At 39.1% G+C, this 21,376-nt stretch carries 21 protein-coding genes and 1 riboswitch; of the genes, 20 read left to right on the top strand and 1 reads right to left on the bottom strand.

Annotated elements, in window-relative coordinates:
• Positions 1–36 precede the first annotated feature (36 nt).
• From NSS77_RS15345 to NSS77_RS15330, 4 genes are all read left to right on the top strand, one after another.
• The gene (locus NSS77_RS15345; protein ID WP_342469519.1) at positions 37–1,728 is read left to right on the top strand and encodes a methylmalonyl-CoA mutase family protein; all 1,692 of its coding nucleotides are present in this window, start codon (positions 37–39) and stop codon (positions 1,726–1,728) included.
• Positions 1,725–3,872, top strand: a complete 2,148-nt coding sequence (gene scpA / locus NSS77_RS15340; protein WP_342469518.1) for a methylmalonyl-CoA mutase — start codon at positions 1,725–1,727, stop codon at positions 3,870–3,872. Before NSS77_RS15345 ends, scpA begins: the two co-directional genes overlap by 4 nt.
• On the top strand, positions 3,869–4,957 hold the full coding sequence (gene meaB / locus NSS77_RS15335; RefSeq protein ID WP_342469517.1) for a methylmalonyl Co-A mutase-associated GTPase MeaB: 1,089 nt from the start codon (positions 3,869–3,871) through the stop codon (positions 4,955–4,957). The genes scpA and meaB overlap by 4 nt, the downstream gene beginning before the upstream one ends.
• A 101-nt stretch (positions 4,958–5,058) precedes the next feature.
• Positions 5,059–5,505 carry a BrxA/BrxB family bacilliredoxin gene (locus tag NSS77_RS15330; protein ID WP_342469516.1) on the top strand — a complete coding sequence of 149 codons (447 nt, stop codon included), beginning with the start codon at positions 5,059–5,061 and terminating at the stop codon, positions 5,503–5,505.
• 229 nt (positions 5,506–5,734) lie between these two features.
• Here NSS77_RS15330 and prli42 read toward each other — a convergent pair whose 3' ends face one another.
• Positions 5,735–5,827, bottom strand: coding sequence for a stressosome-associated protein Prli42 (gene prli42 / locus NSS77_RS15325; RefSeq protein ID WP_342469515.1), 93 nt, complete (start codon positions 5,825–5,827; stop codon positions 5,735–5,737).
• Positions 5,828–5,952: 125 nt separating this feature from the next.
• Here prli42 and mce point away from each other — a divergent pair, with 125 nt between their 5' ends.
• The 16 genes from mce to NSS77_RS15245 all read left to right on the top strand — a co-directional run bounded on the left by mce (position 5,953) and on the right by NSS77_RS15245 (position 21,357).
• Positions 5,953–6,369: a methylmalonyl-CoA epimerase gene (gene mce / locus NSS77_RS15320; protein WP_342469514.1), complete on the top strand. Its 417-nt coding sequence runs from the start codon at positions 5,953–5,955 to the stop codon at positions 6,367–6,369.
• Positions 6,369–7,916 carry an acyl-CoA carboxylase subunit beta gene (locus NSS77_RS15315; RefSeq protein WP_342469513.1) on the top strand — a complete coding sequence of 516 codons (1,548 nt, stop codon included), beginning with the start codon at positions 6,369–6,371 and terminating at the stop codon, positions 7,914–7,916. The genes mce and NSS77_RS15315 overlap by 1 nt, the downstream gene beginning before the upstream one ends.
• Positions 7,917–8,130: 214 nt before the next feature.
• Positions 8,131–8,310: riboswitch (cobalamin riboswitch) on the top strand.
• Positions 8,311–8,427: 117 nt separating this feature from the next.
• The gene (locus NSS77_RS15310; protein WP_342469512.1) at positions 8,428–9,174 is read left to right on the top strand and encodes an energy-coupling factor ABC transporter permease; all 747 of its coding nucleotides are present in this window, start codon (positions 8,428–8,430) and stop codon (positions 9,172–9,174) included.
• A gap of 1 nt (position 9,175) precedes the next feature.
• Positions 9,176–9,469 carry an energy-coupling factor ABC transporter substrate-binding protein gene (locus NSS77_RS15305; RefSeq protein WP_342469511.1) on the top strand — a complete coding sequence of 98 codons (294 nt, stop codon included), beginning with the start codon at positions 9,176–9,178 and terminating at the stop codon, positions 9,467–9,469.
• Positions 9,466–10,248: a cobalt ECF transporter T component CbiQ gene (gene cbiQ, locus NSS77_RS15300; RefSeq protein ID WP_342469510.1), complete on the top strand. Its 783-nt coding sequence runs from the start codon at positions 9,466–9,468 to the stop codon at positions 10,246–10,248. Before NSS77_RS15305 ends, cbiQ begins: the two co-directional genes overlap by 4 nt.
• Before the next feature lies 1 nt (position 10,249).
• On the top strand, positions 10,250–11,104 hold the full coding sequence (locus NSS77_RS15295; protein WP_342469509.1) for an ABC transporter ATP-binding protein: 855 nt from the start codon (positions 10,250–10,252) through the stop codon (positions 11,102–11,104).
• A gap of 8 nt (positions 11,105–11,112) precedes the next feature.
• Positions 11,113–12,714, top strand: coding sequence for a precorrin-3B C(17)-methyltransferase (gene cobJ, locus NSS77_RS15290; protein WP_026019029.1), 1,602 nt, complete (start codon positions 11,113–11,115; stop codon positions 12,712–12,714).
• Positions 12,715–12,727: 13 nt separating this feature from the next.
• On the top strand, positions 12,728–13,657 hold the full coding sequence (locus NSS77_RS15285) for a sirohydrochlorin chelatase (RefSeq protein ID WP_342469508.1): 930 nt from the start codon (positions 12,728–12,730) through the stop codon (positions 13,655–13,657).
• Positions 13,654–14,430 carry a precorrin-6A reductase gene (cobK, locus tag NSS77_RS15280; protein WP_342469507.1) on the top strand — a complete coding sequence of 259 codons (777 nt, stop codon included), beginning with the start codon at positions 13,654–13,656 and terminating at the stop codon, positions 14,428–14,430. The genes NSS77_RS15285 and cobK overlap by 4 nt, the downstream gene beginning before the upstream one ends.
• The gene (locus NSS77_RS15275; protein ID WP_342469506.1) at positions 14,427–15,065 is read left to right on the top strand and encodes a precorrin-8X methylmutase; all 639 of its coding nucleotides are present in this window, start codon (positions 14,427–14,429) and stop codon (positions 15,063–15,065) included. Before cobK ends, NSS77_RS15275 begins: the two co-directional genes overlap by 4 nt.
• A gap of 5 nt (positions 15,066–15,070) precedes the next feature.
• A complete protein-coding gene (locus NSS77_RS15270; RefSeq protein ID WP_342469505.1) occupies positions 15,071–16,180 on the top strand; it encodes a cobalt-precorrin-5B (C(1))-methyltransferase in 1,110 nt (369 codons plus the stop codon).
• Entirely contained in the window at positions 16,170–17,378 is a 1,209-nt protein-coding gene (cbiE, locus tag NSS77_RS15265; RefSeq protein WP_342469504.1) for a precorrin-6y C5,15-methyltransferase (decarboxylating) subunit CbiE, read from the top strand. The genes NSS77_RS15270 and cbiE overlap by 11 nt, the downstream gene beginning before the upstream one ends.
• Positions 17,371–18,075 carry a precorrin-2 C(20)-methyltransferase gene (gene cobI, locus NSS77_RS15260; protein ID WP_342469503.1) on the top strand — a complete coding sequence of 235 codons (705 nt, stop codon included), beginning with the start codon at positions 17,371–17,373 and terminating at the stop codon, positions 18,073–18,075. The genes cbiE and cobI overlap by 8 nt, the downstream gene beginning before the upstream one ends.
• Positions 18,072–18,851 carry a precorrin-4 C(11)-methyltransferase gene (gene cobM, locus NSS77_RS15255; RefSeq protein WP_342469502.1) on the top strand — a complete coding sequence of 260 codons (780 nt, stop codon included), beginning with the start codon at positions 18,072–18,074 and terminating at the stop codon, positions 18,849–18,851. Before cobI ends, cobM begins: the two co-directional genes overlap by 4 nt.
• On the top strand, positions 18,848–19,996 hold the full coding sequence (locus tag NSS77_RS15250; protein ID WP_141600760.1) for a cobalamin biosynthesis protein: 1,149 nt from the start codon (positions 18,848–18,850) through the stop codon (positions 19,994–19,996). Before cobM ends, NSS77_RS15250 begins: the two co-directional genes overlap by 4 nt.
• Positions 19,996–21,357 (top strand): cobyrinate a,c-diamide synthase, encoded by a 1,362-nt coding sequence (locus tag NSS77_RS15245; protein ID WP_342471305.1) that lies wholly within the window; start codon positions 19,996–19,998, stop codon positions 21,355–21,357. The genes NSS77_RS15250 and NSS77_RS15245 overlap by 1 nt, the downstream gene beginning before the upstream one ends.
• The last annotated feature ends 19 nt before the right edge of the window (positions 21,358–21,376 follow it).

The raw sequence follows: 21,376 nt of genomic DNA, 5'->3' as shown, positions 1-21,376 counted from the left end.
TAAAAGAAAAAAGGGGGAAGCTGTTTAGCGACAACTATGTCAAACAACATGAATGAAATTGAATTTCCTACTGTTAGTTATGACGAGTGGAAAGAAACAGCAATAAAGTCATTAAAGGGGAAGCCATTTGAATCACTTTTCACGAAGACAATCGAGGGAATCACTTTACAACCGTTGTATACACAAGAAATGTTAATAGAAAAATTGAGGGATGAATTGGAAAAACAAGTTTCCACAATCCGTTCTTTAAAAGCATCCGATTCTGTACAAGCGGCTCAAACTATTTACGGGGATAATGAAGAACAATTTTTTGACCGTTTGAAAGACAGTGTCGAAAGAGGAAACGGCATCATTACAATCGATAGCAGAGTGCTTGAGTGGAATGATGAAAATTTAAACGAACTTGCGAAATACTTGGTGGAAACTCCATTTAAATTGCTTGTCGAAAGTGACCGCATTTTAGATGTATTCTCAAAAATTCCTGAAGCGGATCGGGAAAAAGTAAAAGGTTATGTTATTGCAAAAGATGCAGTTGAACTTGAAGGTTATCCGAATGTGCGCACATTTGCGGCTGACACGGTTCCATACCATTATGAGGGCGCGCATGTTGTGCAGGAATTGGCTCTTAGTTTAGCTCATGCTGCAAAGTATGCGGAGAAGTCTGAATCCTTTGAATCCTTTGTCAATAAATTTTTCGTTCATTTCGCCATTGATACGCACTTTTTCCAAGAAATCGCAAAATTGAGAGCATTTAAAGTTTTATGGAAAGCTTTTGCAAAGGCTTACAACGCAGAGGCGGTTCCGGTTCCGGTACTTGCTGAAACGTCTCTACGCAGTTTCTCAAAATACGATATTTACGTGAATTTATTGCGTGCCGGCAACGAGGCATTTGCCGCATTGATTGGCGGTGCGGATGCAATTACTGTTTACCCATATGATGTATTGACTAAACCTACGGATCAATCCATCCGTATTGCCAGAAACGTTGTATTGGTGTTAAAAGAAGAATCTTTTGTGGATGATGTATTGGATCCTGCAGGCGGTTCTTATTTCATTGAAACATTGACAAGAGAATATGTGGAAAAAGCTTGGGAATTATTCCTTCAAATTCAAGAAGCAGGCGGCATCGACGAGTTCGAAAAATCCGGAAAACTTCAATCAGCATTAGAAGAAGTTTACAAAACACGTATCCAACAAGTGGAAACGAGAAAACATTCATTAATTGGTACAAACATTTATGCAAACCCTGCGGATGAACTGCAAACGGAAACAAATCCGCTTTATGCCGACATTAAACGACTTGCTGTGCCGTTTGAAACACTCCGTGAACAATACGCAAAAGCCAATCCAAAAATCGGCATCTTAACTTTCGGAAAATTAAAAGACTTCAAACCGCGTGCCGATTTTGTGGAAGGATTCTTTGCGACTGCCGGAGTTGTGCCAGTGGAATCCGGAGAAATCGAATCCATTGAAGAAGCAAAAAATTGGTTGCAACAAACGGATGCTGATTATGTAGTCATCGCCGCAACAAATGACCAAACAAAAGAAATCGTGCCTGCTTTATTGGAAGGCAAAAAAGAAAGTGTCATTTTGGATGTTGCAGGCAAATTCCCTGAAGAGGAACAAGAATGGCTATCTAAAGGATTAAACGGATTTATCTATCTCGGCCAAAATATTGTGGAGAAGCTCACTGCACTTCTTGAAAGCTTGAAGGAGGTACAACGATGAAAGCCAACTTTGAATCAGTGAATATACATGAAATATTGGACAATGAACAACTTCAACCTTCCCATACCTTCACAACAAACGAAGGAATTGAAGTGAAAGAATTTTATTCTAATGATGACATCAAAGAAGCGAAACATTTGAAAGATTTCCCTGGTATCGCTCCGAATACGCGCGGACCATATCCGACAATGTATGTAGCCCGTCCTTGGACAGTCCGCCAATATGCCGGATTCTCTACAGCGGAAGAATCCAATGCTTTCTATCGCAGAAATCTGGCGATGGGGCAAAAAGGTCTATCTGTTGCCTTTGACTTGCCTACTCACCGCGGTTACGACTCCGATCATCCCCGCGTAAAAGGGGACGTTGGGAAAGCGGGCGTTGCAATCGACTCCGTTGAAGATATGAAAATTTTATTTGACGGTATTCCATTGGATCAAATGTCCGTTTCCATGACAATGAACGGGGCGGTTATTCCGATTATGGCCTTCTACATTGTAGCGGCCGAAGAGCAGGGAGTCACACCGGAAAAACTTGCCGGTACAATCCAAAACGACATTTTGAAAGAGTATATGGTGCGTAATACGTACATATATCCTCCTGAAATGTCAATGAAAATCATTGCGGATATTTTCGAGTATACTAGTAAATTTATGCCAAAATTCAACTCAATATCCATTTCCGGATATCATATCCAAGAAGCCGGGGCTACAGCAGATATCGAGTTGGCTTACACGTTGGCAGACGGACTTGAATATGTTCGAACTGGTTTAAAAGCTGGCATTGATATCGATTCCTTCGCACCAAGACTATCTTTCTTCTGGGGAATCGGTATGAACTACTTCATGGAAGTGGCGAAAATGCGTGCCGCTCGCCGCATTTGGGCCCAAATGATGAGCACATTCAATCCGAAAAATCCAAAAAGTTTGGCACTTAGAACTCACTCCCAAACTTCCGGCTGGTCTTTGACAGAACAAGATCCATTCAACAACGTGACACGTACGTTGATTGAAGCCAATGCTGCGGCAATGGGCCATACGCAAAGCTTGCATACAAACGCCCTTGATGAAGCGATTGCGTTGCCAACAGACTTCTCAGCCCGCATTGCCCGCAATACGCAATTATTCTTGCAAGAAGAAACATTGATGACAAAAGTCATCGATCCATGGGGCGGTTCTTACTATGTTGAAAAATTGACAGATGAGTTGACAAAACGCGCTTGGGAATTAATTAAAGAAATCGAAGACCTTGGCGGCATGGCAAAAGCCATCGAAACAGGCTTACCAAAAATGAAAGTGGAAGAATCTGCCGCCAAACGCCAAGCAAAAATCGATTCAAAAGTGGAAACGATCGTCGGCGTGAACAAATATACGCTAGACTACGAAGAACCAATCGATATTTTGGATATCGATAATACCCTTGTACGTCAAAAACAAATTGAACGTATTAATAAAATTAAGGCAGAAAGAAATGAAGAAGAAGTGCAAAGACATCTTGAGCGCCTAACAAAAGCGGCTGCCACTGGAGAAGAAAATCTGCTTGCGGTTGCAGTAGATGCAGCTAGAGCCCGTGCAACCCTTGGAGAAATTTCCGACGCCATCGAAAAAGTATGCGGACGCCACCAAGCAGTGATTCGCTCCATTTCCGGCGTATATTCATCCAACTTCTCCGACAATGAGTTGATTGAACAAGTAAAACAAATGACGGAAGAATTCTTGGAAAATGAAGGCCGTCGTCCACGGATCCTGATTGCCAAAATGGGACAAGACGGACATGACCGCGGTGCGAAAGTCGTTGCAACAGGTTATGCGGATCTTGGTTTCGATGTGGATATTTCTCCATTATTCCTGACTCCGCAAGAAGCGGCCCAAATGGCGGTGGAAAATGACGTTCATTGCGTAGGTGTGTCTTCATTGGCAGCAGGTCACAAAACATTAGTGCCGGAATTGATAGAGGAATTGAAAAAATTGGGTAGAGAAGACATCATCGTTGTTGTCGGCGGAGTAATCCCTGCACAAGATTATGAATTCCTGTATAAAAAAGGCGTATCTGCGATTTTCGGACCAGGTACAGTGATTCCTGTCGCTGCCATTAAGATCATTGAAGAAATTTATCGACGCTTAGGATATGAGGAAGTGTCCGAATGATGGAGGAAAAGAACGCTGAAGAGACTGCTTTGAATGTCATGAAAGGCGTTGAAAGCAAACATGACGGGATGACTTATGTCGCCCCAAAAAAGTTTCGTAAAAAGCAAAAACAGCAAATTGATATACACCAATTAGCGGGTGAAGTGCGCGAAGCAAAGCGCACTTCTCTTTCCAAAGCGATCACATTGATCGAAAGCTCCAATCCGGAACATAAAATTATGGCCCAACAACTGTTGCAAGAGCTGCTCCCCTATACAGGCAATAGTGTACGGATCGGCATCACCGGCGTTCCAGGAGCAGGAAAAAGCACTTTTATTGAAGCTTTCGGCACAATGCTCTGCAACATGGGAAAAAGGGTCGCAGTCCTTGCCATTGACCCGAGTTCCAGCATCTCCGGCGGAAGCGTTTTAGGGGATAAAACGCGGATGGAAAATTTGAGCCGGCATGAAAATGCTTTCGTTCGCCCATCTCCAAGCGCCGGCACTCTTGGCGGTGTGCATAAGAAAACGAGAGAAACGATGCTGCTATGCGAAGCGGCAGGATATGACGTGATCCTCATTGAAACGGTCGGAGTAGGGCAAAGTGAGACCTATGTGCGCGGAATGGTGGACTTTTTCCTTCTGCTTGTTTTGACCGGAGCAGGGGACGAACTGCAAGGAATGAAAAAAGGGATTATGGAATTGGCGGATGGAATTGTTGTCCATAAAGCGGATGGAGACAATGTGGAGAAAGCGAAAAATACGGTTCGGGAATACCGGAAAATTTTGCATTTCTTGCAACCATCCACTCCTGGTTGGGAATCCCAGGCCCTTGCCGTCTCTTCCTATGAAAAAACCGGATTAAAAGAAGTTTGGGAAATGATATTATCCTTCGAAAAACAAATGAAGGAATCCGGTTATTGGTATACGAGAAGAAGGGAACAGACTAGCGATTGGTTCTATTCCATGATTCATGACCATTTAATCGATTCGTTTTTCGGAAAGAAAGAAAACAAAGAATTGGTCAAGCAATTGGAAGAAGAAATTTTGCAAGGAAAACTGACGGTTACTCAAGGAATTCATCAATTATTTCCGGATTTTGGGTGATATTAAACCGTAATCCATGGAAAGATCATTTCAGTTCTTCCTTTTCTTATTTGCAATGACCTCTTTAGTCCTCTATGCTAAAATGTATAGTTGAAAGGAGAATGAATGACATGATGGATTACGATTTATTTATGCAGGAAATTATCAGAACAGCCCGTGCGGAAATAGAGAGTGCGGGATATGAGCAATTAAGAACGCCTGAAGAGGTGGAAAAAGCCTTTGCACGTCCTGGAACAACCCTTGTCATGATCAACTCTGTATGCGGTTGCGCGGGTGGCATCGCCCGTCCAGCGGCAGCAAATGCAATTCATTACGATAAACGCCCTGATCATCTAGTGACCGTTTTCGCGGGACAAGATAAAGAAGCGACAGCAGCGGCACGTGCGCATTTCGGTGAAGAGCATATCCCTTCATCCCCGGCTTTTGTTCTATTAAAAGACGGCAAAGTGGTGGCGGATATCGGCCGTCATGAGATTGAAGGGCATGATGTAATGTCTGTCATTACCAATTTGCAGGCTTATTTTGAGGAATATTGCGACGAAGTCTAATGTAACAATTAAAGAATCCGCATACTAAATGTTCTTAATAATAGTATTGCGGATTCTGCATTTTGTAATTTTTCTTGAAAAAGCGTCCTCTATTTTCAGAAATCATATAATTTTATTATTTTACGGAAATTTTTTAAATAGATCTGTTATGATACAGTATAAAGATGGTTGAGGAAAATTTTTTTGAAATAAAAAATAGCGATTACTGACTTGTAATCGCTACCGGTTATTAGAAAAATGACAATCCGAATGCCAATGTTGAGAGTAACATAATTGCAATCATCGCATATACGACCACTTTTTGAATTTTTTTATTGCTCATTTTCTCGCTCTCTCCTTTTTTTCATATTTTTAGTTTATCAAATTTGAAAAATTTCTCAAGTACGTAGCGTAATTTTCGCAAATTCGTTACAATAGGTTATGTACTATAACAGAAGGGGTGTCATCATGGAAAATATCGATCATATAGGTATAGCCGTCAAAAACCTAGACGAATCAGTGAAATATTATACTGAAGTGTTAGGTTTAAAACTAGAAAGAATCGAAGAGGTTCCAACACAAAATGTGCGTGTGGCATTCATTGATGCCGGTAACGTCCATATTGAATTGTTGCAACCGTTAAGCGAAAAAGGAGCAATTTATAATCATATTGAAAAACGCGGCGAAGGAATTCAGCACATTTGTTTCAAAGTTGATAATATTCGCGAAAAAATGGCGGAATTAAAAGAAAAGGGAGTACGTCTTCTTTCTGAAGAACCAATTCCAGCTGCCGGTGGGGCAGAAGCATGTTTCATTCATCCAAAAGACAGTTTTGGAGTTTTATATGAACTATATGAAAAAAGTGGAAAAGGGGTTAATGAATAATGGACATGTTAGACAAAATTGATGAAATGTATGACCGAAAAAGAGAGATTTATTTAGGCGGTGGCGACAAACGTATTGCCAAACAGCATGAAAAAGGAAAACTTACTGCCCGCGAACGTATTGAATTATTGCTGGATGAAGGCACATTCGTGGAAATTAATCCTTTCATCGAGCACCGTGTAACGGATTTCGGCTTGGGCGAACAAAAAGGACCTGGTGACGGGGTTGTAACAGGTTATGGTAAAGTCAATGGACGCCCTGTATACTTATTTGCTCAGGATTTCACAGTGTTTGGTGGAGCACTAGGTGAAATGCATGCGAAAAAAATTGCGACAGTGATGGATTTGGCTGCTAAAAACGGTGCGCCATTCATCGGTATCAACGACTCTGGTGGTGCCCGCATCCAAGAAGGGGTACTTTCATTGGACGGATATGGTCATATTTTCTATCGCAACTCCATTTATTCCGGAGTGATTCCGCAAATTTCCGTCATCATGGGTCCTTGTGCTGGTGGGGCAGTATATTCTCCAGCGATTACAGACTTTATTTTAATGGTGGATAAAACATCCCAAATGTTCATTACAGGACCAAAAGTAATTGAAGCGGTAACAGGAGAAAAAATTTCGTCAGAAGATTTAGGCGGTTCAAAAGTGCATAACTCCATCAGCGGTAACGCTCATTTCCGTGCACCATCCGAAGAAGAAGCAATCCAACAAATCAGAAGATTGTTAAGCTACTTACCGCAAAGCTATAAAGAAAAAGCACCTCGCTTGCCACGTCCGGAAGGCGATGATTGGCGTCCTGAATTAATTGACGTTGTGCCAATCGAACCAACTCGTCCATATGATGTGCGTAAAGTGGTGGAACAAGTGGTGGATGAAGGTTCCTTCATGGAAGTGCATTCAGAATTTGCAAAAAACATCGTTGTTGGATTTGCACGCATTGGAGGTTATTCAGTAGGGCTTGTATGTAACCAGCCTAAAGCTTTAGCTGGAGGACTTGATATCGATTCATCCGACAAAGCGTCCAGATTCATTCGCACTTGCGATGCATTCAATATTCCAATCATTACATTTGAAGACGTGTCAGGATTCTTCCCAGGCGTTAAACAAGAACATGGCGGTATCATCCGTCACGGTGCAAAAATCTTGTATGCTTATTCTGAAGCAACAGTGCCAAAAATTACGGTCATTTTACGTAAAGCATACGGCGGTGCATACGTGGCATTGAACTCTAAATCCATCGGTGCCGACCTTGTATTTGCTTGGCCAAATGCAGAAATCGCTGTAATGGGTGCTGCTGGTGCGGCAAATATCATTTTTGCAAACGAAATTGCCAATTCCCCAGATCCAGAAAAAACACGCCAAGAAAAAATTGAAGAATATAAAGAAAAATTCGCAAATCCTTACGTTGCTGCTTCACTTGGAATGGTGGATGACGTCATCGATCCAAGAGAAACGCGCATTAAGTTAATTCAAGGATTAGAAATGCTTGAAAATAAAGAAGAATCAAGACCTAAGAAAAAACACGGAAATATTCCACTATAATCCAATGAATACGAACATTTGTAGTACAAGCAATCCCGGTTTGTACTACTTTTTTCTAAAAATTTTAAATAGGTTATCTATTTTGATACAAAAGAAAGCAAAAATCTTAATTTTGTAATGGCTGAAAGAAAAAATGAGTTGTCAAATTTTTAATTCTATTTACAAAGATATAGAAATTTTTGAATTTATATGCTACAATGCAATTAAATTTCAACAATTGAATATTCCATACGGTGCTAATGAAAATTAGCTTAATAGGGAAACTAGTGAAAATCTAGTGCGGTCCCGCCACTGTGAAGAGGAGCTCAAAATCAAATGCCACTGTGAAAATGGGAAGGCGATTTTGGAGCGATGAATCTAAGCCAGGAGACCTGCCGTATGGAGTGGATGGTAGTGTCCTACGAGGATAGGTACACGAATAGGCATGATTGGATTATTATGTCTTATTGTGGGACACTGCTAGTTTGGCAGTGTTTTTTTATTTTCAAATTTTCATTTTAGGAGGAATTTTATGAAAGTCTCAATCAAAATACTTTACTTTCTAGTAGTATTATTAATCATTCCTAATACAGCTTTTGCTATGCATATCATGGAAGGTTTTTTACCAATCAAGTGGGCAATATTTTGGTGGCTCCTTACATTCCCTTTTTTAATCATTGGATTAAAGAAAATGAGTAGTTTAGTAAAGAGAAATGCTGAGACGAAGTTATTACTAGGTTTATCGGGTGCATTCACTTTTGTATTATCCGCATTAAAGATTCCTTCGGTTACTGGAAGTTGTTCTCATCCTACGGGTGTTGGGTTAGGAACCGTATTATTTGGACCATTTGTAATGAGTGTTTTAGGTACCATCGTGTTATTATTCCAATCATTATTATTAGCCCATGGAGGTTTAACAACGCTTGGCGCCAATGCGTTTTCGATGGCGATTGCTGGACCTTTTATCGCCTATGGAGTATTTAAAGGCTTCAATAGGATCGGTTTGCCCTTTACTCTAGCAGTTTTCTCAGCAGCAACATTGGCAGATTTAGGTACATATGTCATTACATCTATTCAACTTGCACTAGCCTTTCCATCTGAAGTTGGTGGAATTTTCGCTTCATTTGTAAAGTTTGCTGGCGTATTCGCTGTTACACAGGTACCATTAGCAATTATTGAAGGATTGATTTCAGTAATGGTGATGAATTTCTTATTGAAATACAACGAAAGAGAATTAAAGTTACTTCAAGTACTAAAGAAACCTCAGGAGGTGAAGTAAGATGTTAAAAAAGAATATGCTTTTATTAGTTTTGATCATTTTTTTAATGATTGTCCCGCTGATTTTCAATGGAAATGCAGAATACGGCGGTGCAGACGGAGAAGCGGAAGAATTAATTACAGCACTGAACCAATCCTATGAACCATGGTTTTCAAGTATTTGGGAGCCTCCTAGTGGTGAAATAGAAAGTTTATTATTCGTACTACAAGGAGCAATCGGTGCAGGGTTCATTGGTTACTTTATAGGATATATGCGAGGCCGGAATAGGGGCGGAAATGCAGAGATACAGAAATGAGAATGTTAGAATATTTCGCTTATCAATCACCTTTAAGAAATAAACACCCAATCGAAAAAATGGGATTTTCTCTTATTCCATTAATATTGAATATCGTATTTCAAAATGTTCTTACATCCATATTCATATTTTGCATCATGACAGTTATTACTTTAATAATCGGAAAAGTTCCGATTCGTCTATATTTGAAGTTATTGCTTATTCCAGTGGTATTTCTAATTTCAAGTATACTAGTCATTTTACTCAATTTTTCAACTAACCCTATAGAAGGTGCCATTTTTCAATCTATTATTGGTCCCGTCACGATTTCAATTTCGATAACGAGTGTTGAAAAGGCATTGATGCTATTTGTTGTTGCTTTATCGAGTATTAGTTGTTTGTATTTTTTAATTTTATCTACGACGATTCAAGATTTTCTATATGGATTAAGGTGTTGTAAAGTACCAACTACTTTATTGGATTTAATTGCATTAATGTATCGATTTATATTTATATTTCTTGATTCCAGCAGGACAATCTATCTTGCACAAATAGCAAGGTTAGGTCACAGTTCTTTATTAAATTCTATCAAATCAATTGGACTTATAATCAGTGCTTTGTTTATTAAGGTATTTCAAGAAATGAAAGACTTAAATAATGCGATAAATGCAAGAAGTGTAGATGGATATTCAGCAGTCATTTCAAGAGAACTTCATTTTTCAACAAGTAGTTGGATATTTACGTTGTTAGTGAATTTGTTCATTATCGTCTTTTATTTCACCGTTGGGAGAGTTGGTTAAAATGAATACTCCTTTGTTTGAATTGAAAGAAGTTTCTTATACCTATGAAGATGGAACAGAAGCTTTACAAAAAATAAATTTACAAATTGATCAAGGAAAAAAAATTGCTTTGTTAGGTAGTAATGGAGCAGGGAAATCCACTTTAATATTGCATTTAAATGGTTTATTAAAACCAACCTCCGGAACAATTTATTTTAAAGGACAACCATTATCCTATTCAAAAAAAGAATTGTTAAATGTTAGACGCAAGGTTGGAATTGTTTTTCAAAATCCAGAAACCCAGTTGTTTAATGGAACTGTTTGGGATGATATTGCCTATGGGCCATTAAATTTACATCTAGCAGAACAGGAACGAAAGTCGTTGATAGAGAAAGCAATTAATCAAACAGACGTTGAATCATTATTAGATAAACCGATTCACTTTTTAAGTGTTGGGCAAAAAAAGCGAGTTTCCATCGCTGGAGTTCTTGCTATGGATCCTGAAGTCATCATATTAGATGAGCCGACTGCATCTTTAGATATTTATTACACAAGGAAAATACGAAAATTGTTAAACGAACTTCATTGTGACGGGAGAACACTCATTCTTTCTACTCATGATATTGACTTTGCTTATGAATGGGCTGACGAAGTCGTTGTGATGCATCATGGAGAAATGTTATATCACGGTGCTTTTTATCGTTTGTTTGAAGAAAACAAGGACATTGTGAAAAAAGCAAATTTAGAAACATCCATAATATTCGAAATTGCGCAAATGATGAAAATGCAAGGACTCATTTCAAAACTAGATGATGTACGTTCAAAAGAAAAAGTAATAGATGTTCTTCATGATTGCTTCATGAAGGCAAAGAATTAAAAGGGGTGATGAGTTTGAAGGGAAAGCTTTACATTGTCGGATTTGGTCCAGGTGATGCTAATCACATTACCTATCGTGCAGTTGAAGCAATCAAGGCTAGTGATACAATCATTGGCTATAAAACTTACGTCGAGCTAATTAAAGATTTATTAGATTCCAAACAACAAATTATTAGTACAGGGATGACAGAGGAAGTATCACGAGCACAAGCGGCAATAAAACTTGCTGAAGCGGGGCACCATGTGTCGGTCATTTCAAGTGGTGATTCAGGTGTATACGGTATGGCTGGTTTAATTTATGAAGTGCTCATTGAACAAGGGTGGAATAAAGAAACCGGGGTTGAAATTGAAGTTATTCCTGGCATTTCTGCAGTTCATTCTTGCGGTTCCCTTCTTGGAGCTCCAATAATGCATGATTCATGCACAATTAGTTTAAGCGACCATTTAACGCCATGGTCTATTATTGAAAAAAGACTGGAAGCAGCGGCAGCAGCAGATTTTGTAATTGCTTTATATAATCCTAAAAGCGGTAGGAGAACAAAACAAATTGTAGAGGCTAGGAGAATTTTATTAAAATACCGGTCACCGAATACGCCTGTTGGACTCGTAAAGAGTGCTTATCGTGAGAGACAAAATATTGTAATTACTACGCTAGAAAAAATGCTAGATTACGAGATTGGTATGCTCACAACGGTGATTATCGGAAATTCTTCCACTTTTGTGTATGATGACTTAATGATTACACCGAGAGGATACAAACGAAAATATACGCTTGATAGCGAGATTCAACCATTGAAACCTCATGAACGATTAAAAAAGGAAGCTGAACCTTGGTCTTTAGAAAATCTAGATTCGAAAGAAAGTGAACTATTTAAACAAAAAACGCCATTTCAACTTGCATGTGAAGCAATTGCCATGCTAGATCAAAAGCGACATTTCGTTGTAGAACAGCCAAGCAATATGTCTATTTTTGAATTTGCGGTAAGCCCTGGAGTGGCAAACAAACGATTTACTCCGGAGCAATTTCAGCTGTTAGCAGAAATTGTGGGAAATGAAGGAAGGATGGACTATTCAAGGGATCATCAGTTACTCATAAGTATTCCAACCAATAATCCTAAAAAAATAGTAGAGCAAATATCAAATGTTGGATTGCTAGTGATGCCGGTTGGAAATGTCGTTACGGTAAAAGCTTGTGATTTTTGTGATGGTGAAAAAACTGAACCCATTCCATACGCGGAAGAACTTCAAAGACGATTTGGAGGAAAAGCCATGCCGAAAGAATTAAAGATCGGTATTAATGGATGCGGAATGGCTTGTTACAACGCAGTTATGGAAGATATCGGAATCGTTTACCGAAAAGGTAAGTTTGATGTGTTTTTAGGGGCAAAACCAGTTGGGCGTACGGCCCATCCTGGACAATTAATTGAAGAAGGACTAGAAGCGGATCAATTAGTTGATTTAATCGAAAAAATTATTGAGGAATATAAAGAACATGCTCATCCAAATGAAAGACTATTTAAATATTTTAAACGGAAAAAAGTGCTAGCAGGCTACGAATATCAAGATAATGAACCAAAATTGAATTTACAGCCGATCCCTTGTGTAGATTAGGAGGAAGAAAATAATGACAAAAGCCATTTTGTTTGTAGGACATGGAAGTAAGTTAGAAGCAGGAAATAATGAAGTAAGGGAATTTGTGGAGCAATTATCCCCTTTAATAGATGCTAATTTATTAGTTGAGACTTGTTTTTTAGAATTTGCTGAACCTACCATTTCTCAAGGAATTGATTATTGTGTTGAAAAAGGTGCAACAGAAATATATGTAATTCCGATTATTTTACTCCATGCAGGACATTCTAAAATTCATATTCCTGCTGAAATTGTAGAAGCACAAAATAAATATCCCCATGTGAAATTTACGTATGGTGAAGTTGTTGGAATTCACGAAGAAATACTTCAAATTTTACTAGAGCGTTTGCAAGAAATCGGTTTTGATACACAGGCAAAACATGAAGACACAGCGATTTTATTAATTGCTCGTGGTGGAAGCGATGAATACGCAAATGGTGATTTTTATAAGATTACAAGACTTTTATGGGAAAAACTAGATGTTCCAATAGTAGAAAGTGCTTTTATGGGAGTGACAGAACCATTGGTTGAAGAAGGGATTGAACGATGTATAAAGCTTGGTGCTAAAAAAATCATCATGCTTCCATATTTTCTATTTACGGGCATATTAATGGAGCGGATGAAATCCTATTGTGAACGCTTCAAAGAACAATATCCCGAAATAAACATTGAAATTGCCCATTATTTTGGATACCATCCCCGATTAAAATCTGTCATTATTGAACGAATGGTACAAGCATTATCAGGGCATTCGAACGGTGATAAAGATATACAAAATGTTCAAAAGTTAATGGAAAAGGGGCTCATTTCCCACCATCACCATGAGCACGAGCATGAACATGAACATCACCATGGTCATAAACATCATCATGATTACAAAGGTCGTAACGTCCAACTTGATGAAAAAATGGAAGTGAAACCATGATTTTATTTCTTGCTGGGACAAGTGATGCACGTGAATTGGCTGTTTTGTTAAAAAAGGAAGGCTTCCCCCTAATGGCCACCGTAGTAACAGAATCTGCAGCCAAAAGTCTTGTTGATAAAGGCATAGAAGTAAAAGTTGGTAGATTAAATTATGAAAAAATGTACGAATTTTCAAGGGAAACCGGGGTGACAATGATTGTAGATGCCAGTCATCCCTTTGCGGAAGAAGCACATAAAACGGCAAAATGGGTTGCCGAACAATTAAATATCCCCTATATCCGCTATGAGAGGGAAAAATTGCAGCTTAAACAGGATTTTATCAAATTTGTTTCATCCTATGAAGAGGCAGCGGAACTTGCAGCAAAGAAAAAAGGAGTTGTCATGCTCACAACAGGCAGTAAAACGCTGGAAATCTTCGCAAATAAATTATTGCCGCTGAATGATGTTCGCGTGATTTGCAGAATGCTTCCCCGAATCGATAATATGCAAAAATGCGAGCAGCTCGGCTTTCCCCAAAAAAATATAGTGGCAATGCAAGGCCCTTTTTCAAAAGAGTTGAATATTGCCTTATTTAAGCATTTCGGTGTGACACTCATGATTACAAAAGAAAGCGGCAAAGTTGGTGCGGTCGATGAAAAAATAGAAGCTGCAAAGGAACTTGGGATTGAAACGATTGTCATTAAAAGACCAATTATAGAATTTGGTCATGTATTTAGTGAAATGGAGGAAATTGTAAATTGGATAAAAAATCAAAGAAATGAGGGTGCATTATGAATTTTAAACCTATTACGGTAGATCCGGATAAGATTTATGATTATAGTTTTGCCATTATCGAAGAAGAAATGGGAGAACATCACTTTTCAGACATGGAATGGCAAGTTGTTCGCCGAATCATCCATGCTTCGGCTGACTTTGAATTAGGAAGAAGTGTTGTATTTTCACATGGTGCTGTTGAAGCGGGCGTTAAAGCAATCCGGGAAGGAAAACATGTAATTGCCGATGTCCAAATGATTGTCAGCGGCTCAGGACGGAAACGATTCCAAAAATATGGCGGAGATCTGCATTGTTATATCAGTGATGAAGATGTGTCACAAGAAGCGAAAGAAGAGGGAGTTACTCGGGCTATTATGTCAATGAGAAAAGCCGCTCGTGAACATGAAGGAGGTATATATGCAATAGGCAATGCACCTACTGCATTGTTGGAATTAATTCGTCTTGTTAAGGAAGGCATTGCAAAACCTGACTTAATCATCGGGATGCCTGTTGGCTTTGTTTCAGCAGCTGAGTCGAAGGAGGAGCTGTTGAAACTCGAAGGGATTCCATATATTACGAATATCGGCCGTAAAGGCGGCAGCACTGTAACCGTAGCTGCTTTAAATGCTATTTCAATATTAGCTGATCAGGTGTAAGGGAAATGCAGAAAACAAAGAGAAAGAGTACATCTGAACTACGGGAAGGTTATACAACGGGTTCTTGTGCAACAGCTTGTGCAAAAGCGGCACTAATTGCTTTAATCACAAAACAAGTACAAAAGAGGGTAATGATACATCTGCCAATTGGAAAAGATGTTGAATTTCTAATAGAAGATTGCAACATGGGAGACTTTGAAGTGATGTGTTCAACAATTAAAGACGGCGGGGACGATCCAGATGCAACCCATGGCGCTATTATTCAAGCAACAGTTTCTTGGAGAGAGGACGGGGAAATTTTTATCGATGGCGGCAAAGGAGTAGGCAGGGTCACAAAACCCGGATTGCCGATTAAAGTGGGACTTGCAGCCATTAATCCCGTTCCACGGAAAATGATTCAAACGGAAATTGAAAACGTATTAAAACATTTTGAGATTGAAAAAGGGGTAAATGTTATCATTTCTGTTCCCGATGGTGAAGAAATTGCCAAAAAAACATTAAATAGCCGTCTCGGAATCATTGGAGGAATTTCAATATTGGGAACAAGGGGAACGGTTGTTCCTTTTTCTAATGCTGCTTATATGGCAAGTATTGTACAAGCTATATCAGTGGCCAAAGCATCCGGTTGTGAGCATCTTGTTTTTACAACAGGTGGACGAAGCGAAAAATTTGCTATGAGCATGTTTTCCGATCTTCCTGAAGTTGCTTTTATTGAAATGGGCGATTTTGTGGGTTTTGCAATGAAACATTGCAAAAAAATCGGCATTCCAAAAGTTTCTTTGGTTGGAATGATGGGAAAATTTTCAAAACTTGCCCGAGGTTCGATGATGCTCCACTCAAAAGGTTCTCAAGTAAGTTTTGAATTTCTTGCTTCCATTGCTAAAGAATGTGGAGCTGCAAATGAAAGCATCGTAAAAATTCTTCAAGCGAACACAGCGAATGAAGTTGGGGAAATCATGAGAGAACTAGGATGCAAGACCTTTTTTGACAAAATATCGGAACATTGCTGTAAAGAAGTAATTAAACATGTGGAAGGCGGATTGATTGTTTCGACTGCGATTTATTCAATGAATGGAGAATTATTAGGAAAGGCGGAAAATATTGATGCCTATTAAATTGATTGGAATTGGAGACAACGGTGTACATGGACTTCATCCCCAATTAATTGAGTGGATTGAAAATGCGGAAGTTCTTGTTGGAGGAGAAAGACTCTTATCATTTTTCCCAAATTTTAAAGGTGAAAAAATCGTATTAAAAACCAAAATAATGAGGATAGTTGAACAACTTGGAAAAAGGAATCAGAACATTGTGATTCTAGCTTCCGGAGATCCCTTGTTTTATGGCATAGGCGGACTTTTATCAAAAAAAATCCCGGTTGAAATCTATCCCTATATCAGTTCAATACAACTTGCAGCGGCAAAATTTGGAATCAGTTGGCAAGATGCCTATTTTGTCAGCATACATGGACGCCCAATAAAAGGCCTTGCTCAAAAAATCGATGGAAAAAAGAAAGTGTTTATATTAACAGATGAAAATAATTCTCCAAATACTCTAGCAAAATATTTGCTAGAGTTTGGTATGACTGAGTATGAAGCTTATATTGCTGAAAACTTGCAAGGGGAAGAGGAGCGTTGCAGAAAAATGACGTTGGAAGAAATGGAGAAATCCAGTTTCTCTCCATTAAATGTTGTGATTTTAGTTCAAACTCAAGAAGCAAAAAAATGGCCGCTTGGCATTGAAGATGAAGAGTTTTATCAACGAAAGCCGGAAAAAGGATTAATAACGAAAAAGGAAGTTCGTGTATTATCCGTTAGCGCTTTGAATTTAAACCCACAAAGCGTTGTGTGGGATATCGGGACATGCACCGGTTCTGTCGCGATTGAAGCTGGGAAAATTGCAAAAGAAGGAAAGATATATGCCATTGAAAAAAATGAAGAAGACATCGCAAACTGTCTCCGTAATCAAAAAAAATTTCGGGTGGATTTCACGGTAGTACACGGAAAAGCGCCGGGAGGCCTTGATGAGTTTCCCGATCCGGATGCCATTTTCATTGGTGGTACAGGCGGCAACATGGAGGAATTATTAACTGTATGTTGTCAAAGGTTGAAAAATGATGGACGCATCGTGTTAAATCTAGCAACAATCGAAAACTTATATGAATCAATCAAGATATTGAACAGATTAGGATTCCATACAGAAGTTACCCAAGTACAAATCGCAAGAAGTAAACCGATTTTATCATTGACCCGGTTAGCTCCATTAAATCCCGTGTTTATTGTAAGTGCAAAACGAAAGGAAGATGGAAATGAATAAAGGGACTCTATACGGAATAGGTGTTGGACCTGGAGATCCTGAATTAATTACTTTAAAAGCTTTTCGCACACTTCAAGAATGTCCAGTCATTGCTTATCCAAAAAAAATGCGAGGTTCAAAAAGTTATGCATACAAAATTGCAGAAGTTTTTATACGGCCTGAAGAAAAGGAAATGTTGGGCCTAATATTTCCAATGACGAAAGATGAAGAAGTATTAAAAAGGGAATGGAATAAAGCCGTTGATGAAATCTATGGGAAAATTGCCAATGGAAAAGATGTGGCGTTTGTTACGGAAGGGGATCCGCTATTATATAGCACTTTTATTCATTTAATGAAGTTAATGAGCGAAAAATATCCAGATGTCAAAATTCAAGCAGTTCCTGGCATTTCCTCTATTAACGGTGCAGCTTCCTGTCTAAACATTCCTCTGGCTGATGGTGATGAACAAGTCGCGATTATACCTGCAAATGATGATGTCGATAAAATGAGAAAAGCGATTGAAACCCATGATGCTGTTGTATTTCTTAAAGTTGCAAAGGTCATAGATTTGATGCTGGAAATTCTTCGGGATTTGGGCTTGGAAAACAAAGCGCACGTAGTGACAAAAGTAACATCTGAAGAAGAAATAATCTGGAGCATCGATGAATTGGACGGTGCGGATTTAAATTATTTAACGTTAATGGTGGTGCGAAAATGAAAAAAATATGGATTATTGGAGCTGGTCCGGGCGATCCCGATTTAATCACGGTGAAGGGTTTACATATTTTGCAACAATCAGATTGTATTCTCTATACAGACTCTCTTGTGAATGAAGAGTTAATTGCCAAAGCAAAGAAAGAAGCAGAAATAATAAAAACGAGCGGAATGCATTTGGAAGAAATTGTATCAATCATTGTAGATCGGGTGGACCGTGGAAAAAAAGTTGCACGTGTTCATACCGGAGATTCATCGATGTATGGTGCTATTGCAGAACAAATCGCATTACTAAAAAAAGAAGGCATTGAAGTTGAAATCATTCCGGGTGTGAGTTCAGTTTTTGCTTCAGCAGCAGCAGTACAAGCAGAACTGACAATTCCCGAATTAACTCAAACCCTGATTTTAACCCGAGCAGAAGGACGAACGCCTGTGCCGGAAAAAGAAAAATTAAAAGATTTGGCAAGCCATCATTGTACAATCGCTCTTTTCCTCAGTGCCACTTTAACGAAAAAAATCATGAAGGAATTGAAAGAAGCAGGCTGGCAAGATGATACGCCTGTAGCAGTTATTCAAAAAGCTACTTGGCCAGATCAAAAAATCGTTCGAACGACACTTGCTCAACTTGATGAAGCAATGAAAGAAAATGGCATTCGCAAACATGCCATGATATTGGCTGGATGGGCACTAGATCCAAACATTTATGAAAAGAATTCTTATCGTTCGAAACTTTACGATGCCGAGTTTACCCACGGCTATAGGAAAGGAGTTTCAAAGTGATTCAACTAGCGGAGGAGGAAATTCCGAAAATCAATCAAAAGAATGATTATGCGATTGTAGCGATTACAAAACATAGCGCAGAAATTGCGAGAAAATTAAGAGGACTTTTTCCAAATGGCGACTTGTATTATCCGCATAAGTTTGCCAAAGGTGATGAAGAGGGTCTGGGAATTCAGTTATATGATGGCAATGTTCGGATTCTGCTTTCAGCCATTTTTTATAAATATAAAGGTCTCATTTTATTTATTTCTCTTGGTGCAGTTGTTCGCATGATTGCACCACTATTAAAAGATAAAAAAATCGATCCGGCAGTCGTTGTCATCGATGATCGGGGTAAAAATGTAATCAGTGTGCTTTCAGGCCATTTAGGAGGTGCGAATGAATTAACGAGAGAAATCGCCGCATTGCTTCACGCAAATCCCGTTATTACCACAGCATCTGATGTTCAACAAACCATCGCCGTAGATTTATTTGGCTCCAGATTCGGATGGGTTTGGGATTCCGAAGAGCATTTGACCAAGGTAAGTGCGGCTGTCGTCAACGAAGAACCAGTTGCCATAGTGCAGGAAAGTGGAGAGCGTTCTTGGTGGTTATATGATCATCCATTACCGAAAAATATCATGTTATATCCGACAATTTTGGACGCAATCGATGCGAAGCCAAGCGGTGCTTTAATAATCACGCATCGCTTACTTGCCCCAGAAGAAAAATCAATATTGCAATGCGGTATTATTTTTAGACCAAAAGTGATCGTAATAGGCATCGGTTGTAATCGCGGAACAAGCGGGGAGGAGATTCAGTCAGTCATTGAAGAGACGTTGCTTGAGTTGGGATTTTCTTCAAAAAGTATAAAAGCGATATGCACCATTGACTTAAAGAAAGATGAAGAAGGTTTATTAAAAGTGGTGGAAGAACGAAAAGTGGAATTTTGTACGTATACAGCCAAGGAACTTAATGAAATGCATATCGAAGAACCATCAGAAACGGTTTATAAATATACAGGGGCATATTCCGTGAGTGAAGCAGCAGCGAAACGGTATTTACAATCGGATTCCCTTGTCCTTGTCAAAAAGAAAAGCGGCAATGTAACGATTTCTGTAGGGGTTCTAGAACATAAGGAGGATTATCCGTGGCAAAAAGAGTAATGATTGCAGGTACATCGAGCGGTGTTGGAAAAACAACTTTAACAATCGGAATTATGGCTGCACTGAAAAAGAGAAATTTAGTCGTCCAAGGTTTTAAATGCGGTCCTGATTATATCGATCCATCTTATCATACTGCCGTTACAAAACGAGTTTCCCGAAATATCGATAGCTGGATGTTAAGCCGCGAAGTAATCCGTGATATTGTAGAACGGTCTGGCCGCGATGCAGATATTTCAATTATCGAAGGGGTGATGGGGTATTTTGATGGCAAAAGTCCATTGGAAAATACCGGATCCGCTGCTGAAATCGCTGTCATTACTGAAAGTCCAGTTCTGCTGGTGGTGGATTGCTCAAGCATGGCAAGAAGTGCAGCAGCAATTGTCAAAGGTTTTCAAACTCTGCATGAACCATCGCGAATCGTTGGTGTAATTGCCAACAGAGTTGGAAGCGAGGGCCATTTTAACATTGTAAAAACAGCCATTGAACAAGAATGTAAAATTCCGGTAATCGGCTATATGAAGAAAAACAATGATCTCCATTTGCCAAGCAGGCATCTCGGATTAATTCCGGCTATTGAAAGGGGAGAATTGGATTCTTATTTTGATTCGCTGGCACAAGAAGTAGAAAAAACCATTGATCTCAACCGGCTATTAAGCATTTCTGAAACGAACAATTTACAAGAAGTTGAAAATTCTATTTTTCACGAAGATCCAAAGGTAAATTTAATAATCGCCGTTGCAAAGGATGCGGCCTTTAATTTTTATTACGAAGAAAATATACAATTACTTAAATCGCGCGGGGCTGAAATTCAATATTTTTCCCCATTAGCGAACGAACCGGTACCTGAAGATGCAGATGGATTATATATTGGCGGGGGCTTTCCCGAAGAATTCGCAGAACAGCTTGCAAATAATGAAGTTTCAAAACAATCCATTAAAGAACTGATTGAAAACGGGCTTCCAACAGTGGCTGAATGTGGAGGGTTCATGTACTTGACAAAATCCATCCAGTCAACTGAAGGTATAAGCTATCCAATGGTTGGGATCATTGATGGAAACGTTATGATGCAACCTAAACTTGCAGCTCTTGGTTACCGGGAAATTGTTGGAGTAAACAACAATTTCCTCATGGGAGAAGGAGAGACGGCAAAAGGCCATGAATTCCATTATTCCACTTTTATACCAAATACAGAGCAGGTGCCGGCTTATGCATTGAAAAGTCGATTTGGACAAAAACAGGATGGTTGTGTTGTCCATTCATTAATTGCAGGATATGTCCATTTCCATTTCGCATCCAATCCGAAGCTGATCGATAACTGGTTGAATGCTTGTTTAAAATATCAACAACAGAAACGGAAATAAAACTATTATACTATTAAAT

Source organism: Ureibacillus sp. FSL K6-3587 (assembly GCF_038593165.1).
GTDB classification, from domain to species: domain Bacteria; phylum Bacillota; class Bacilli; order Bacillales_A; family Planococcaceae; genus Ureibacillus; species Ureibacillus suwonensis.
The sequence above is the reverse complement of the archived record's forward strand: the minus strand, read 5'-3'. Positions and strand labels throughout refer to the sequence as shown.

Bases quoted from the DNA above. Each gene is read 5' to 3' on its own strand.
- prli42 (WP_342469515.1), bottom strand. From the start codon at position 5,827: ATGAGCAATAAAAAAATTCAAAAAGTGGTCGTATATGCGATGATTGCA.
- cobM (WP_342469502.1), top strand. From the start codon at position 18,072: ATGAAAAAAATATGGATTATTGGAGCTGGTCCGGGCGATCCCGATTTA.
- NSS77_RS15270 (WP_342469505.1), top strand. From the start codon at position 15,071: ATGCAGAAAACAAAGAGAAAGAGTACATCTGAACTACGGGAAGGTTAT.
- mce (WP_342469514.1), top strand. From the start codon at position 5,953: ATGGAAAATATCGATCATATAGGTATAGCCGTCAAAAACCTAGACGAA.
- cobI (WP_342469503.1), top strand. From the start codon at position 17,371: ATGAATAAAGGGACTCTATACGGAATAGGTGTTGGACCTGGAGATCCT.
- NSS77_RS15345 (WP_342469519.1), top strand. From the start codon at position 37: ATGTCAAACAACATGAATGAAATTGAATTTCCTACTGTTAGTTATGAC.
- NSS77_RS15245 (WP_342471305.1), top strand. From the start codon at position 19,996: ATGATTGCAGGTACATCGAGCGGTGTTGGAAAAACAACTTTAACAATC.
- cbiE (WP_342469504.1), top strand. From the start codon at position 16,170: ATGCCTATTAAATTGATTGGAATTGGAGACAACGGTGTACATGGACTT.
- NSS77_RS15295 (WP_342469509.1), top strand. From the start codon at position 10,250: ATGAATACTCCTTTGTTTGAATTGAAAGAAGTTTCTTATACCTATGAA.
- NSS77_RS15310 (WP_342469512.1), top strand. From the start codon at position 8,428: ATGAAAGTCTCAATCAAAATACTTTACTTTCTAGTAGTATTATTAATC.
- cobK (WP_342469507.1), top strand. From the start codon at position 13,654: ATGATTTTATTTCTTGCTGGGACAAGTGATGCACGTGAATTGGCTGTT.
- scpA (WP_342469518.1), top strand. From the start codon at position 1,725: ATGAAAGCCAACTTTGAATCAGTGAATATACATGAAATATTGGACAAT.
- NSS77_RS15330 (WP_342469516.1), top strand. From the start codon at position 5,059: ATGAATGACATGATGGATTACGATTTATTTATGCAGGAAATTATCAGA.
- NSS77_RS15315 (WP_342469513.1), top strand. From the start codon at position 6,369: ATGGACATGTTAGACAAAATTGATGAAATGTATGACCGAAAAAGAGAG.
- cbiQ (WP_342469510.1), top strand. From the start codon at position 9,466: ATGAGAATGTTAGAATATTTCGCTTATCAATCACCTTTAAGAAATAAA.
- NSS77_RS15305 (WP_342469511.1), top strand. From the start codon at position 9,176: ATGTTAAAAAAGAATATGCTTTTATTAGTTTTGATCATTTTTTTAATG.
- meaB (WP_342469517.1), top strand. From the start codon at position 3,869: ATGATGGAGGAAAAGAACGCTGAAGAGACTGCTTTGAATGTCATGAAA.
- NSS77_RS15275 (WP_342469506.1), top strand. From the start codon at position 14,427: ATGAATTTTAAACCTATTACGGTAGATCCGGATAAGATTTATGATTAT.
- cobJ (WP_026019029.1), top strand. From the start codon at position 11,113: ATGAGTTTGAAGGGAAAGCTTTACATTGTCGGATTTGGTCCAGGTGAT.
- NSS77_RS15285 (WP_342469508.1), top strand. From the start codon at position 12,728: ATGACAAAAGCCATTTTGTTTGTAGGACATGGAAGTAAGTTAGAAGCA.